Source organism: Geomonas paludis (genome assembly GCF_014193585.1).
Taxonomy (GTDB): Bacteria; Desulfobacterota; Desulfuromonadia; order Geobacterales; family Geobacteraceae; genus Geomonas; species Geomonas paludis.
Genome location: NZ_BLXY01000002.1, coordinates 211,195 through 223,957, shown reverse-complemented (window position 1 = coordinate 223,957; position 12,763 = coordinate 211,195). Strand labels below are relative to the sequence as shown.

12 protein-coding genes and 1 riboswitch are annotated in these 12,763 nt (G+C 63.2%); of the genes, 5 read left to right on the top strand and 7 right to left on the bottom strand.

Going from position 1 to position 12,763, the window contains the following annotated elements; genetic code table 11:
- Nucleotides 1-69: 69 nt before the first annotated feature.
- On the top strand, nt 70-258 hold the full coding sequence (locus H7687_RS06575) for a DNA gyrase inhibitor YacG (RefSeq protein ID WP_183346268.1): 189 nt from the start codon (nt 70-72) through the stop codon (nt 256-258).
- Nucleotides 259-337: 79 nt separating this feature from the next.
- Complete coding sequence (gene gltX, locus H7687_RS06570) at nt 338-1,744, top strand: glutamate--tRNA ligase (protein ID WP_183346267.1); 1,407 nt, start codon at nt 338-340, stop codon at nt 1,742-1,744.
- Nucleotides 1,745-1,890: 146 nt separating this feature from the next.
- On the opposite strand, the gene fdxA is transcribed toward gltX, so the two are convergent.
- Nucleotides 1,891-2,061, bottom strand: a complete 171-nt coding sequence (fdxA, locus tag H7687_RS06565; RefSeq protein WP_183346266.1) for a 4Fe-4S ferredoxin — start codon at nt 2,059-2,061, stop codon at nt 1,891-1,893.
- Nucleotides 2,062-2,291: 230 nt separating this feature from the next.
- Here fdxA and H7687_RS06560 point away from each other — a divergent pair, with 230 nt between their 5' ends.
- On the top strand, nt 2,292-3,557 hold the full coding sequence (locus tag H7687_RS06560; protein WP_183346265.1) for an acetate kinase: 1,266 nt from the start codon (nt 2,292-2,294) through the stop codon (nt 3,555-3,557).
- 253 nt (nt 3,558-3,810) lie between these two features.
- On the opposite strand, the gene pta is transcribed toward H7687_RS06560, so the two are convergent.
- The 4 genes from pta to H7687_RS06540 form a co-directional block, all read right to left on the bottom strand.
- On the bottom strand, nt 3,811-4,812 hold the full coding sequence (gene pta / locus H7687_RS06555; RefSeq protein WP_183346264.1) for a phosphate acetyltransferase: 1,002 nt from the start codon (nt 4,810-4,812) through the stop codon (nt 3,811-3,813).
- 89 nt (nt 4,813-4,901) lie between these two features.
- The gene (locus H7687_RS06550; RefSeq protein ID WP_183346263.1) at nt 4,902-5,399 is read right to left on the bottom strand and encodes a MogA/MoaB family molybdenum cofactor biosynthesis protein; all 498 of its coding nucleotides are present in this window, start codon (nt 5,397-5,399) and stop codon (nt 4,902-4,904) included.
- Between the two features lie 101 nt (nt 5,400-5,500).
- The gene (gene moaC, locus H7687_RS06545; RefSeq protein ID WP_183346262.1) at nt 5,501-5,977 is read right to left on the bottom strand and encodes a cyclic pyranopterin monophosphate synthase MoaC; all 477 of its coding nucleotides are present in this window, start codon (nt 5,975-5,977) and stop codon (nt 5,501-5,503) included.
- 1 nt (nt 5,978) lies between these two features.
- On the bottom strand, nt 5,979-7,190 hold the full coding sequence (locus tag H7687_RS06540) for a molybdopterin molybdotransferase MoeA (RefSeq protein WP_183346261.1): 1,212 nt from the start codon (nt 7,188-7,190) through the stop codon (nt 5,979-5,981).
- A gap of 77 nt (nt 7,191-7,267) precedes the next feature.
- Nucleotides 7,268-7,386: riboswitch (molybdenum cofactor riboswitch) on the bottom strand.
- A gap of 324 nt (nt 7,387-7,710) precedes the next feature.
- Here H7687_RS06540 and moaA point away from each other — a divergent pair.
- Together moaA and H7687_RS06530 are read left to right on the top strand one after the other, a co-directional pair.
- Nucleotides 7,711-8,691: a GTP 3',8-cyclase MoaA gene (gene moaA, locus H7687_RS06535; protein WP_183346260.1), complete on the top strand. Its 981-nt coding sequence runs from the start codon at nt 7,711-7,713 to the stop codon at nt 8,689-8,691.
- A gap of 10 nt (nt 8,692-8,701) precedes the next feature.
- The gene (locus H7687_RS06530; protein WP_183346259.1) at nt 8,702-9,130 is read left to right on the top strand and encodes an MOSC domain-containing protein; all 429 of its coding nucleotides are present in this window, start codon (nt 8,702-8,704) and stop codon (nt 9,128-9,130) included.
- 155 nt (nt 9,131-9,285) lie between these two features.
- Here the strand turns inward: H7687_RS06530 and H7687_RS06525 are convergent, their stop codons facing one another.
- Nucleotides 9,286-11,274: a cache domain-containing protein gene (locus tag H7687_RS06525; RefSeq protein WP_183346258.1), complete on the bottom strand. Its 1,989-nt coding sequence runs from the start codon at nt 11,272-11,274 to the stop codon at nt 9,286-9,288.
- On the bottom strand, nt 11,271-12,638 hold the full coding sequence (locus tag H7687_RS06520) for a sigma-54-dependent transcriptional regulator (protein WP_183346257.1): 1,368 nt from the start codon (nt 12,636-12,638) through the stop codon (nt 11,271-11,273). The genes H7687_RS06525 and H7687_RS06520 overlap by 4 nt, the downstream gene beginning before the upstream one ends.
- Nucleotides 12,639-12,763 lie beyond the last annotated feature (125 nt).

Sequence of the window (12,763 nt, the reverse complement as noted above, 5' to 3'; positions counted from 1 at the left end):
GCAATCTGACCAGGACCACGCACCCTCCAGCCCCGTCCGGCGCTGGAGGTATTTATTTGAGGAAGAGCCATGTGCGCCATACAGACCGTCAAGTGCCCGCACTGCCGCAAGGAAACCCCGCTGGCCGGGAACCCGTACCGCCCCTTCTGCTCGGAAAGATGCAAGATGATCGACCTCGGCACCTGGGCCAGCGAAGGGTACCGCATCCCCGGCGAGAAGGCGCCGCAGCACCAGGATGACGATGAGGACGAGGGGTAGCAGGACCGTTTCCACCACCGTTTGAGACACATCATTTTATTGCAGCCATGCAATGATCAAAGCAGTAAAGGAGCCTTTCATGTCAGAAGTACGTCTCCGTTTCGCACCGAGCCCGACCGGTTTTCTCCACGTTGGAGGGGCGCGCACGGCGCTTTTCAACTGGCTTTTGGCCAGGAAGCAGCACGGCACGTTCGTGCTCAGGATCGAGGATACCGACGTGACCCGGTCCACCCAGCAGTCGGTCGACGCCATCTTCGAAGGGATGAAGTGGCTGGGCCTGGACTGGGACGAGGGGCCGTTCTTCCAGTCCGACTACTTCCCGGTGTACAAGGAGTACATCGACAAGCTGGTCGCGGAGGGCAAGGCGTACAAGTGCTACTGCAGCGTCGAGGAGCTCGAGGCGAAGCGCGAGAAGGCGCTCGCGGAAGGGGGAAAACCCAAGTACGACGGTACCTGCCGTGATCTCCCTCCCCAGGAGGACGACGGCCGTCCCTACGTGATCCGTTTCAAGACCCCCAAGGAAGGCGCCACCACCTGGAACGACCTGATCAAGGGGAAGGTCTCCTTCGAGAACGCGGAGCTGGACGACCTGATCATCCAGCGCACCGACGGCACCCCGACCTACAACTTCGTCGTGGTCATCGACGACGTCACCATGAAGATCACCACCGTGATCCGCGGTGACGACCACGTCAACAACACGCCGCGCCAGATCCTGATCTACCAGGCGCTCGGTGCGCCGGTCCCGGTCTTCGCCCACGTGCCGATGATCCTCGGCGCCGACAAGGCCCGTCTCTCCAAGCGCCACGGCGCCACCTCGGTCATGGCCTACCGCGACATGGGCTTTCTCCCCGAGGCGATGGTCAACTACCTGGTGCGCCTGGGGTGGAGCTACGGCGACGAGGAGATCTTCTCCCTGCAGGACCTGATCGAGAAGTTCTCCATCGAGAACGTCGGGCGCTCCGCCGGGGTCTTCAACCCGGACAAGCTCCTGTGGCTGAACGCGCACTACATCAAGACCGGCGACCCGGCGCGCCTGGCCGACCTTCTGATACCGTTTTTGAAGGAACGCGGCGTCGATCCGGCCCAGGGGGGACCGGACCTGGTGGCCGTGATCAAGACCCTGCAGGAGCGCGCGAAAACCATGCTGGAGCTCGCCGACGGTGCGCTGTTCTACTACAGGGACGAGCTTTCCTACGACGAGCAGGGTGTCGCCAAGGCGTTCAACGCCGACACGCCGGCGCTGCTGACGGCTCTGGTTGAGAAGTTGGCGGCCCTGCCGGCCCTGGACCAGGCTAACATCGAGTTCGCCTTCAAGGAACTGATGGCGGAGAAGGGGATCAAGCTGGGCCAGGTCGGCCCCGCCGTGCGTCTCGCCCTTTCCGGCACCACCGCGTCCCCGGGGATCTACGAGATGATCGAGGTGCTCGGCCTGGAGCAGACCAAAAAGCGCATCGAACGCGCCATCGCCGTGCTGGCGAAGTAGCGCGAGGGTAGGGCGGAAAAGAAAAGGAGGGCGCCCCCACGGGGCGCCCTCCTTTTTTCATCGCTGTGCCGCAAAAAATGAGGCCTGCAGCGGACGAGCCGGCTGCAGGCCATGGCATTACATGTTTCTTGTGGTGCGGTTGCTGATTAGGCCGGGGAGATTGCGGACACCGGGCAGGTGTCGACGCAAGCGCCGCAGTCGATGCAGGTATCTGCAGCGATGGTCCTCTTGCTGCCAGCCTCGCTGATAGCGTTGACCGGGCAGGAATCGTCGCAGGCGCCGCAGTTGATGCATTCGTCGCTGATGGTATGTGCCAAAGTATTCACCTCCTTCACCTGGAGTTAAAAGTTGAGGTGGAAACTAGCACAGCGCTCGCAAAAAGTCCACCATAAAGCTGTAGACAATAAACTGCTAATCGGGAGAAAAATCTTGAACTGCGGGCCACTCTCCTGTATATATAAAAAAAGGTTTTATTTGTGTACTTTTTGTCCGGTGCGGATCTTCCTCGTATCACTGGGCAAACTACAATCACGGGGGTTGTTAATCGATGGATATTCTGGCACTTAACTGCGGGAGTTCTTCTGTAAAATACCAGTTGTTTGACTGGGATAAAAAAGTGGTTGTGGCAAAGGGGATGGTGGAACGCGTCGTCATCGGCGACTCCTTCATCCTGCACGAGGTCCCCGGGCAGGAGACCTACCGTGAAGACTCCGACTGCCCGGACCACAAGACCGCAGTGGACCTGATCCTGAGAACCCTGACCTCCCCGACCCACGGTGTACTGAAGGACATCAAGCAGATCGCGGCAGTGGGTCACCGCGTGGTGCACGGCGGTGAGAAGTTCACCAAGTCGGTGCTGATCGACGACGAGGTGCTGGCCGCCGTCACCGAGGTGCAGCACCTGGCGCCGCTGCACAACCCGCCCAACATCGCCGGCATCGAAGGCGCCATGGCGGTGCTCCCCGGCGTGCCGCAGGTCGCCATCTTCGATACGGCGTTTCATCAGACCATGCCCGAGCATGCCTACCTCTACCCGCTCCCGTACGAGTGGTACGAGAAGTACGGCGTACGCCGCTACGGCTTCCACGGTACCTCGCACCTCTACGTTTCCAAGCGCATCGCCGCGATCCTGGGCAAGCCCGCCAACCAGTGCAACGTCATCACCATGCACATCGGCAACGGCGTCTCCCACTGTGCCATCAAGAACGGGGTATCGGTCGACACCAGCATGGGGCTCACCCCGCTGGAAGGCGCCATGATGGGGACCCGCTGCGGCGATATCGACCCTGCCATCCCCGCTTTCATGATGCAGAAGGAGAACCTCTCCGCCAAGGAGATCGACTCCATCCTGAACAAGAAGAGCGGCGTCATCGGCATCACCGGCCGCTTCACCGACCGCCGCGACGTCATCGAGAACGCCAATGGCGGAGACCGTCTCTGTTCGCTGGCGCTGGACATCGAGGCCTACCGTCTCAAGAAGTACATCGGCACCTACATGGCGGTCGTGGGCAGGCTGGATGCGGTCGTCTTTACCGCCGGGGTAGGGGAGATGGGGGCGCCGATCAGGGAGCGTGCCATCGCCGGGCTCGAGCACCTGGGCATCGTTCTGGACAAGGAGCGCAACGCCTCGGCCATGACCAGGAAGCGCGAGACGCTGATCACCACCGACGATTCGCCGGTGAAGGTGTACGTCATCCCGACCGACGAGGAACTGGTCTTTACCGAAGACGTGGCCGCCATCCTCAACGGCACCTACACCGACCACATGAACTTCGAGTACAGCTTCTCCAGGCCGGACTTCGTCAGGAAGTAGGTGGCAGGCGAGGGCAAGACAGCAAAATGCAAGGCACTAAAAAGGCCGGCGGGGTAACCCCGCCGGCCTTTTTCTCTATTTTACTGCGATTGTTGCCCGTCCTTCATTGCCCCCTCTCCCTCCGGGAGAGGGTTGGGGTGAGGGCATCGCAATCGGCAAGAAATAAATTCTGGCAGCACCCTCACCCGCCCTACGGGCACCCTCTCCCGGAGGGAGAGGGGACTTGGTGCAAGCCTCTGCAGAATGCGGCGGGTTACCCTTGCGCCTGCACCGCGGTGATGGCGGTGACGTCGACGATGTCCTGCACGGAGCAGCCGCGGGAGAGGTCGTTGACCGGCTTGGCCAGGCCCTGGATCACAGGGCCGATCGCCTTGGCGCCGGCCAGGCGTTCGACCAGCTTATAGGCGATGTTGCCGGCGTCGAGGGTCGGGAAGACAAGCACGTTGGCCTTGCCGGCCACGCCGCTACCGGGGGCCTTCTTGGCGCCCACCGCGGGGATGAGGGCGGCGTCGGCCTGCAACTCGCCGTCGATGGAAAGCTGCGGGTCCATTCCCTTGGCCAGTTCCAGCGCCTTCAGTACCTTGTCCGCGTCGGGGTGGCTGGCGCTCCCCTTGGTGGAGAAGGAAAGCATGGCGACGCGGGCCGGGACGTCGAGGAAGGACTTGCAGTTGCGCGCGGTGGCGATGGCAATCTCTGCCAGCGCCTGGGCGTCCGGGTTCGGGTTCACGGCGCAGTCGGCGAAGAGAATGACGCCGTTCTCACCGAAGTTGGGGGTCTGGGTGGCCATCAGGAAGAAGGAGGAAACGGTCTTGATGCCGGGAGCGGGACCGACGGTCTGGAAAGCGGCACGCAACACGTCACCGGTGGTGCCAGTGGCGCCGGCCACCTCGCCGTCGGCGTCCCCTTCGCGCACCATCATACCGGCGAAGTAGAGGTTGTCCGGTGCGGTCAGCATCTCCTGGGCCTGCTGGGGGGTGAGCCCCTTGGACTTCCTCAGTTCCACGAGTTTGCCGACGTAGGCGTCGAGCTTGGGCGAAGTGGCGGGGTCTACCAGTTCCACGCCGGCCAGGTTGATACCCTTGGCCGCGGCCGCTGCCTGGATCGCCTCCGGCTTGCCCAAAAGCACGATCTTGGCCAAACCTTGTTCCACGATCTGCTGCGCGGCGAAGAGCATCCTCTCGTCATAGCTCTCCGGCAGAACCACCGTCTTGAGTTTTGATTTCGCCTTCTCGTGAATCTGCTTAACCAACGGCATGAGCATTCCTCCGTAATTGAATTATAAAACCGTGTTAGTTATATAACCCAGCAGGCGGGATCGGTCAATAAAAAAGCCGCCTTTGGCGCTCAGCGGGGGAGGGGCGTCCCGCACTCTTCAGGGTCTCCCTGAAGTTTGGCGACCGCGTGCGGCACCGCCGCCCACACGAAGCCGATGTTCTCGGTGGCGCCTTTGGGGCTGCCTGGGAGGTTGATGATCAGGCTGTTCCTGCGGATGCCGGCGACGGCGCGCGAGATGATGGCGTGCGGGGTCTTCTTGAGGCTTTCCATGCGCATCACCTCGCCGAAACCGGGGAGCAGCCGCTCCACCACGCGCTCGGTCGCCTCCGGGGTAACGTCGCGCGGCGAGACGCCGGTGCCGCCGGTGGTGAGGATGAGGTCGTAGAGGCCGCTGTCGGCCCACTCTGTGAGTTTGGCGGAGATGAGGGCGCCCTCGTCGGGGATCACGTCGGTGCAGGTGACGGTGACGCCGCGCTCTTCGAGCCAGGCACGCAGGGCGGGGCCGCTGCCGTCGGCACGCTCCCCGGTGGAACAGCGGTCGCTGAGGGTGAGAATGGCTGCTCGCATGTAGAGGCTCCTTTTGCTGGGTGGACGTTTGACGTCCGACTGGTCTGAGGCAGCGGAAGGGGGACAGGCACCTGCGGAGCCAGTCCCCATCGACGCGTGTCTTAGTTCTCGCGCTTAAAGACGCCGCTCTTGCCGCCTTCTTTGTAGTGCAGCTTCACGTCGGATATGACGATGCCCTTGTCGGTCCCCTTGCACATGTCGTACACGGTGAGCGCGGCCACGGTGGCGGAGGTCATGGCTTCCATCTCCACACCGGTGCGCTCGAAGGCGCGCACGGTGGCCATGACGCCGATGGTCCCCTTCGCCTCGTCCACCTCGAACTCTATGGCGACGTGGTGGATGGCCAGCGGGTGGGAGAGGGGGATCAGGTCGGGGGTCTTCTTGGCGCCGGCGATGCCGGCCAGCCTTGCCACGCCGAGGACGTCGCCCTTGGCCATCTTGCCGGACACGATGGACTGCACGGTCTCGGGTTTCAGGGTCAGCACGGCGCCGGCTACGGCGGTGCGCATGGTCGGGGTCTTCTGGCTTACGTCGACCATGATGGCGTTGCCGCTGGCGTCAAAGTGGTTGAACGACATGTTAAACCTCCATTTCCAAGGTGGGATCGAGCAGGTGCAGATCGACTTCCGCGCCGGCGGCGAACTCGGTCGCCTCGGCTGGGAGGATGGCGAGCGCGTTGCAGCGCAGCATGGTCTTCAGTATCCCGGTGTTCTGATCTCCGGAGGTGCTGGCGATATAGCGCCCTGCCTCGATGGCGACGTGGACGCGCAGGAAGTTGACCTTGCCCGCCTTCTTGCGGGCCCCTTCCTTCAATACCCCGCGCACGGTGCGGCGGAACACCTTTTCGTGCCCCATCATGCGCAGGATGGCAGGGCGGGCGAACTCCTCGAAGGTGATCATGGTTGAGACCGGGTTGCCGGGGAGGGAGAAGACCGGGACGTTCCCCTTCATGCCGAAGGCGGTGGGGCCGCCGGGCTTGATGCCGGGCTTCCAGAACTGTTCCACCACGCCCAGCTCTGCCAGTACCTCGCGCACCAGGTCGCGGTCGCCGGCGGAGACCCCTGCCGAAGTGATCAGCACGTCGGCCTTGAGTCCCTCGGCGAGCAGGGCCCGGTGGCTGTCGCGGTCGTCGCGGGCGATGCCCAGGATGACCGGCTCGGCGCCGCAGAGCTTGATGGCGGTGGCGAGAGCAAGCGTGTTGCTGTTGACGATCTGGCTCTCCTTGGGCTCGGTGCCCACTTCGACCAGTTCGTCACCGGTGGAGAGGATGGCGACGCGCACCTTGCGGTAGACCGGGACGAGGACCGTGGAGAAGGAGGCCAAGAGGCTCACCTGGGGCGCGCCGATCACGGTGCCCCGCGCCATGATCGCCTCGCCGCTGCGCACGTCCTCGCCCTGGAAGCGGATATGGTCGTGCTTTTTCACCTGCTGCAGCAGCTTAACGGTCTCCGCCGTGTTCTCGGTCTCCTCTATCGGCACGACCGCGTCGGCGCCCGGCGGGATGGGGGCTCCAGTCATGATGCGCGCGGCGCATCCCGGCGTCACCGCGTCCTCGGAGCTGACCCCCGCGGGGATGTAGTCGGTGACCTTGAGCACGGTGCCCGGCGCACAGTCGGCGCTCCTGACTGCGAACCCGTCCATGGCGGAGTTGTCCCAGCGCGGCATGTCCTTGGGCGCCACGTACTCTTCGGCCAGCACCCGTCCGGCTGCTTCCAGAAGCAGCACCCTTTCCACGCCAACGGGCGCCACCTTTTCGATGACCATGCGTCTGGCTTGCTCGTAGTTCGTCATCTGTCCCTCTTTGTTTGGTGGTAATGGCAGAAACGAAAAAGGGCCCGACTCCGTGAAGGAAGAGGGGCCCGTGCGCTGATGCGGCGGTGCTTCTCCTTTCCAAGAGGGAGGCGGTGCCGTTTCCGGCAGCACCCATCGGCTGCGGCGCCTTGGGGTTTTTCCCTTTAGACGACCGCCGCTCGGAGACGTTCTGCATATTTCCCAAAGCCATAGCATATTTGGGCGAAAATAAACAATTATTTTACCTTAAGGGTGGCACCCCTGGGCGTGCCCCTAGGACGGTAACTCCGCGTGATTCAGCTGTTTTTGCTCGCGGTCCTGCCTTGCCGTGGAGCCGTATACTTTTCCTGTCCCTCTGCAGGTGCACCTGTAGCTGGCTCATTAAAGTGGTTGATTTCCGTTTGACAAACAGGGTATGGTTTTTTAGCGTGTACCCGGCAGTCGAGCGGGATATGCTGGCTGCGGGATGACCCTCCGCTTGAGGTTAAGTGGTTCAAACACCTGGAATCAGGAAATAATTATGTCATTGGTAGATACCTACGGCAGGCGTATCAACTACCTGCGTCTCTCGGTCACCGACCGCTGCAACCTCCGCTGCAGCTACTGCATGCCGGAAGAGGGCGTCGAGAAGCTGAGTCACTGCGAGATGCTCTCTTACGAGGATCTGCTCAGGATCTCGGCCGAGGCGGTCGCCGCCGGGATAGAGAAGATCCGCGTCACCGGCGGTGAGCCGCTGGTGCGCAAGGGGATCGTCGATTTCCTGGGGCGGCTGGCGGCCTTGCCGGGCCTGAAGGAACTGGTGCTGACCACTAACGGCCTGCTGCTGAAGGAGATGGCCCAGGGGCTGAGGGACGCCGGGGTGCAGAGGCTCAACGTAAGCCTCGATTCGCTCAAGCCGGAAACGTTTGCCGCCATAACCCGCGGAGGGGACCTGCAACGGGTGCTGGACGGGCTCGACGAGGCAGAGCGGGTGGGCTTCCCGCCGCACAAGATCAACGTGGTGGTGATGCGCGGGGTGAACGACGACGAGATCCTCGACTTCGTGGCGCTGACCCTGAAGCGTCCCTATGCGGTCCGCTTCATCGAGTACATGCCTACCTGCGGCGACGCGGACTGGCGTGACCTCACCGTGCCCGGCGCCGAGATCAGGGAGCGCATCGCACGCGAGTACACCATCGAGGAGAGCACCAACAGCGAGCGCTCCGGCCCGTCCAAGAACTTCCGGGTCCAGGGAGCGCCGGGGTCGCTGGGGATCATCACCGCCATGACCGGGCACTTCTGCGACGGCTGCAACCGCCTCAGGGTGACCGCGTCCGGAGTGGCCAAGGGGTGCCTGTTCTCCGGGACCGGTGTCGACCTGAAGCCGGTGCTGGCAACCGGAGATGACGAACTGTTACGCAAGGAAATCCGGCGCATCGTGGCCGCCAAGCCGGGGCGGCACGAGGTGACCGATGAAGGTGTGGAAACCAAACCATTCGCAATGTCCCGCGTAGGCGGGTAGAGGAGAAGGCATGATCGGAAAGGTAATCGCCGTCAATATCAGCAAGAACAAGGGGGAGAGGAAGACCCCGGTCCCCGAGGTCACCCTGCGCGAGGAGCACGGCATCGTCGGCGACGGCCATGCCGGGGACTGGCACCGCCAGGTGAGCCTGCTGGCCCAGGAGAGCATCGCCAAGATGCAGGCGCTCGGGCTGGACGTGAAGGAGGGCGATTTCGCCGAGAACATCACCACCGAAGGGGTGGATCTGGTAAGCCTCCCGATCGGTGCCAAAATCGAGCTGGGGGAGACGCTTCTGGAGGTTACCCAGATCGGCAAGGAGTGCCATACCCGCTGCGCCATCTACTACCAGGCAGGCGACTGCGTCATGCCCAAGGAGGGGATCTTCGCCAGGGTGCTCAAGGGCGGGGTGGTGAGGCCGGGGGATAGGGTGGTGGTGTAAGACCGACCGGCAGCGGTGGACTGGCGTGCGGCTTTCTGGTGGACCACATGGACCCGGTGGACTCAGTGGACCTTGTGGACGCTGCAACTGATATAAACTGAAAAGCCGCGAGGCGCTACGCGCTCGCGGCTTTTTTGCATAAATCTGCGGACTTCTCAGTGCTCGCAGGGGAGCAGCACGGTGAAACTGCTGCCGCGACCGGGGACGCTTTCCACGTCGATGCAGCCGCCGTGCTCCCTGATGATGCCGTAACTCACCGACAACCCCAGCCCGGTGCCGTTGGCCTTGGTGGTGTAGAAGGGGTTGAATACCTGCCTCAGGTTCTCCAACTGGATGCCGACACCGGTGTCCGATATCTTCACCTCGTAGTTGTCCCCACTCCCCACCGGCGCGCTCCTGATATCGAGCACGCCTCCTTCGGGCATGGCCTGCACGGCGTTCAGGATCAGGTTGGTAAATACCTGCCGCAACTGGTCCTGGTCCCCTTCGACGACGGCCACCTCCTCGGCGTAGAACTCGAACACCTCGATCTTCTCTAGGGAAACCTGGTGCCCGATCTGCCCCACGATCTCGTGCAAAAGCTCGTTCAGGTGCACTTCGCCACGCTCCATCTGCTCGCGCCGCGCGAACTTCAACAGGTTGGAGACGATGCGCTCCACGCGCTTCACCTGCTGGAAGATGGTGTCCACTTCCTCGCGGTTGGGCGCATCCTCCGGTACCGAGAGCTGCAAGAGTTCGGTGTTGCCGCGGATGATCGCCATCGGGTTGTTGATCTCGTGGGCGACGCCTGCCGCCAACTCGCCGATAGCAGCGAGCTTCTCGACTCTTAGCAGTTCTTCGCGCGTCTGCACCAGGAGCCGGTTCTTCTCTTCCAACTCCGCGGTCCTCAGCTGCACCTTCTGCTCCAGGTTCCGGTTCAGCTCGATGATACTGTCCTCGCGCTCGGCAAGCGACTGGCTCATGTCGTTGAAGCGCTCGGCCAGATCGCCTATCTCGTCGCGCGAGTCGATCGTGCTCTTCACGTCCCGCTCGCCCGCCGCCACCCGCCGCGTCAACAGCTCCAGTTCCTTGATGGGCTGTGCCAGCTTGCGTCCCAGAAAGCCGGACATGGAAACCCCGGTCAGCCCGCTCAGGAGGAGCACGAAGCTTAGCAGCACGGCCATATCGGTCTTCACCGCCGAGTAGTGGCTCTCCAGCATCCCCACGTACAGCGCCCCGATGGGGACCCCCTGCAGGGAGAGAATCGGCTCGTAGGCGGTCAGGTACCAGTCGTTGACCACGAAGGCCCGGCCCACCCACTTGGCTCCCTTCAACAGGACGCGGTCGTACACCGGCGCCGAGAGCTTGGTGCCGATGGCGCGGCTGCCGTCGGTGTTGGGGACGTTGGTGGCGATCCGGACGTCCCCCTGGAAGATGGTCGAGTTGCCCACGTCGCGGCCGTTCAGTTTGGCCCCCTCGTAGACCACCGTCTTGATCTTGTCCACCAGCTTCTTGTTGTTGTTCAGCAACACGCCGCCGTAGAGGGCGCCCACCACGTTGCCGGCGGGGTCGCGCACCGGCGCGGCCACAAACAGGAACATGGCGCCGTTGAGCGGCGCGGGCGGGGTGGGGTCGGAGCGGGTCCCGGTCACCTGGACGTGCGCCTGGCGCACCAGTTCCTCCCCCTCCAGCGCCAGTTCTGCGGTGGGGATGATGGTGGTGCCGCTCACCAGTTCCCCCTTCAACGCCCGCGCGACGAACTGGTTGCGCAGCTTGTCGTCGCCGAACTGCTGCGGGTTGTTGGCGCGGAAGATCACCCTGCCGGAGGCGTCCACCGCCGCCAGGACGTCGAGGTGCTCGCTTTTGCGCACCGGCGCAAGGGTGGCGGCCAGGGCGCGCTGGTCCGCGGCGACCACGGTCTCCGAGGTCCTGCCGAAGGAGGCGGAGAGCTTCACCGCGTCGTAGAGGCGGGTCAGCTCGTTCAGGTATGCCTCGCGCGCCACGGAGAGGTCGTAGCGCACCTTCTCCTGGGCCTGCGCGGCCACCTTGGCGCTCAGGATGAAGACGCCGGCCATCCAGCAGATCAGGATGGCGATCGCCAGCGGGATCAGCGTGGCGACCGTGAGCTTGGTCTTGATGGGGAAACGGAGCCTGGGGATGTTCATGAGGGGATGGTGATCTCGTACTCGACGATCTTGCGGTCCAGGGTCTTCCTGGATATGCCCAGGATCTCGGCGGAGCGGCTCTTGTGGTAGCCGGTCCCGAGCAGGGTGCGCTCGATGTGCGCCTTCTCCATGTTCTCAAGGGAAACCAGCTGCGGTTCGACGGGCGCCGCCGAAGCTTTTTGCTGCCTACGCCAGATGGGGAGCTCCTTGGGGGTGACCAGCGGGGTGCGCGCCAGGATCACGGCGCGCTCCATCACGTTCTCCAACTCGCGAATGTTGCCTGGCCAGTCGTAGCCGCACAGGAGGTGCAGCGCCTCCGGGGTGACGCCGGTCACTTCTTTTTTCATCTTGAGGCTGTACTTCTTGAGGAAGTGCTGCGCCAGCGGCTCGATGTCGTCCTTGCGCTCGCGCAGGGGGGGGAGGGGGATGTTGATCACGTTAAGGCGGTAGTAGAGGTCCTCGCGGAACCTGCCGGCGCGCACCTCCTCCTCGAGGTCCTTGTTGGTTGCGGCGACGAAGCGGATGTCGGCGCTCTTGGCGCGGGTGGCGCCCACGGGAATGAAGTCGCGCTCCTGGATCACGCGCAAAAGCTTCGCCTGGATGGGAAGGCTCATGTCTCCGATCTCGTCCATGAACAGGGTGCCGCCGTCGGCTTCCTCCAAAAGTCCCTTCTGGTGGGTGATGGCACCGGTGAAGGCGCCGCGCACGTGCCCGAAAAGCTGGCTTTCCAACAGGGTCTCGGTGAGGGCGGCGCAGTTGATGGAGAGGAAGCGGCGCTCGCGCCGCGGGCTGTTGTAGTGGATGGCCCCGGCGATCAGTTCCTTGCCGGTGCCGGACTCCCCCAGCACCAGGATGTTCGCCTCGCTGGCCGCGACCTGCAGGGTGAGGTCGTAGGTCTCCTGGAACACGGCACTTCTGAAGATGATGGCGTCCTGCAGGATCGGCTTGCCCAGCTCGGTCTTGAGAGCCCGGTTTTCCTGCAACAGCTGCTCCTTCTCCAGGGCGTTCTTCAGGACGCTCAGGATCTTCTCCTTGGGGAAGGGCTTGGTGACGTAGTCGTAGGCGCCCAGCTTGATCGCCTCCACCGCGGCGTCGATGGTGCCGAAGGCGGTCATGATGATGATGGGAAGTGAGGGGCGGAGCTGCTTCACCTCCTGCAGCACGCTGATGCCGTCCAGGTCGGGCATCCTGACGTCCTGCAGGATCAGGTCGGCGTCGCCGGGATCCCCCTCGCGTAGGCGGCGCAAAAGCTGCGCGCCGGCATTGAAGGTCTCCACGAGGTAGCCCTGGGTCTGCAACAGCTTCTTCAGGTAGATGAGGATCCCTTCCTCGTCATCGCAGATGAGAATTCGTTCTTGTGTCATTTTGGGGCGTTCCTCGCTTCTTTCCCGCGCCGTTGCTGGAGGGGCCGTCTTGGACAAAATGTCACACGTTTTGACAAAACGTCACAATTGTTAATTAAAGTTAATCTTCTGAAAATTCCCGACTA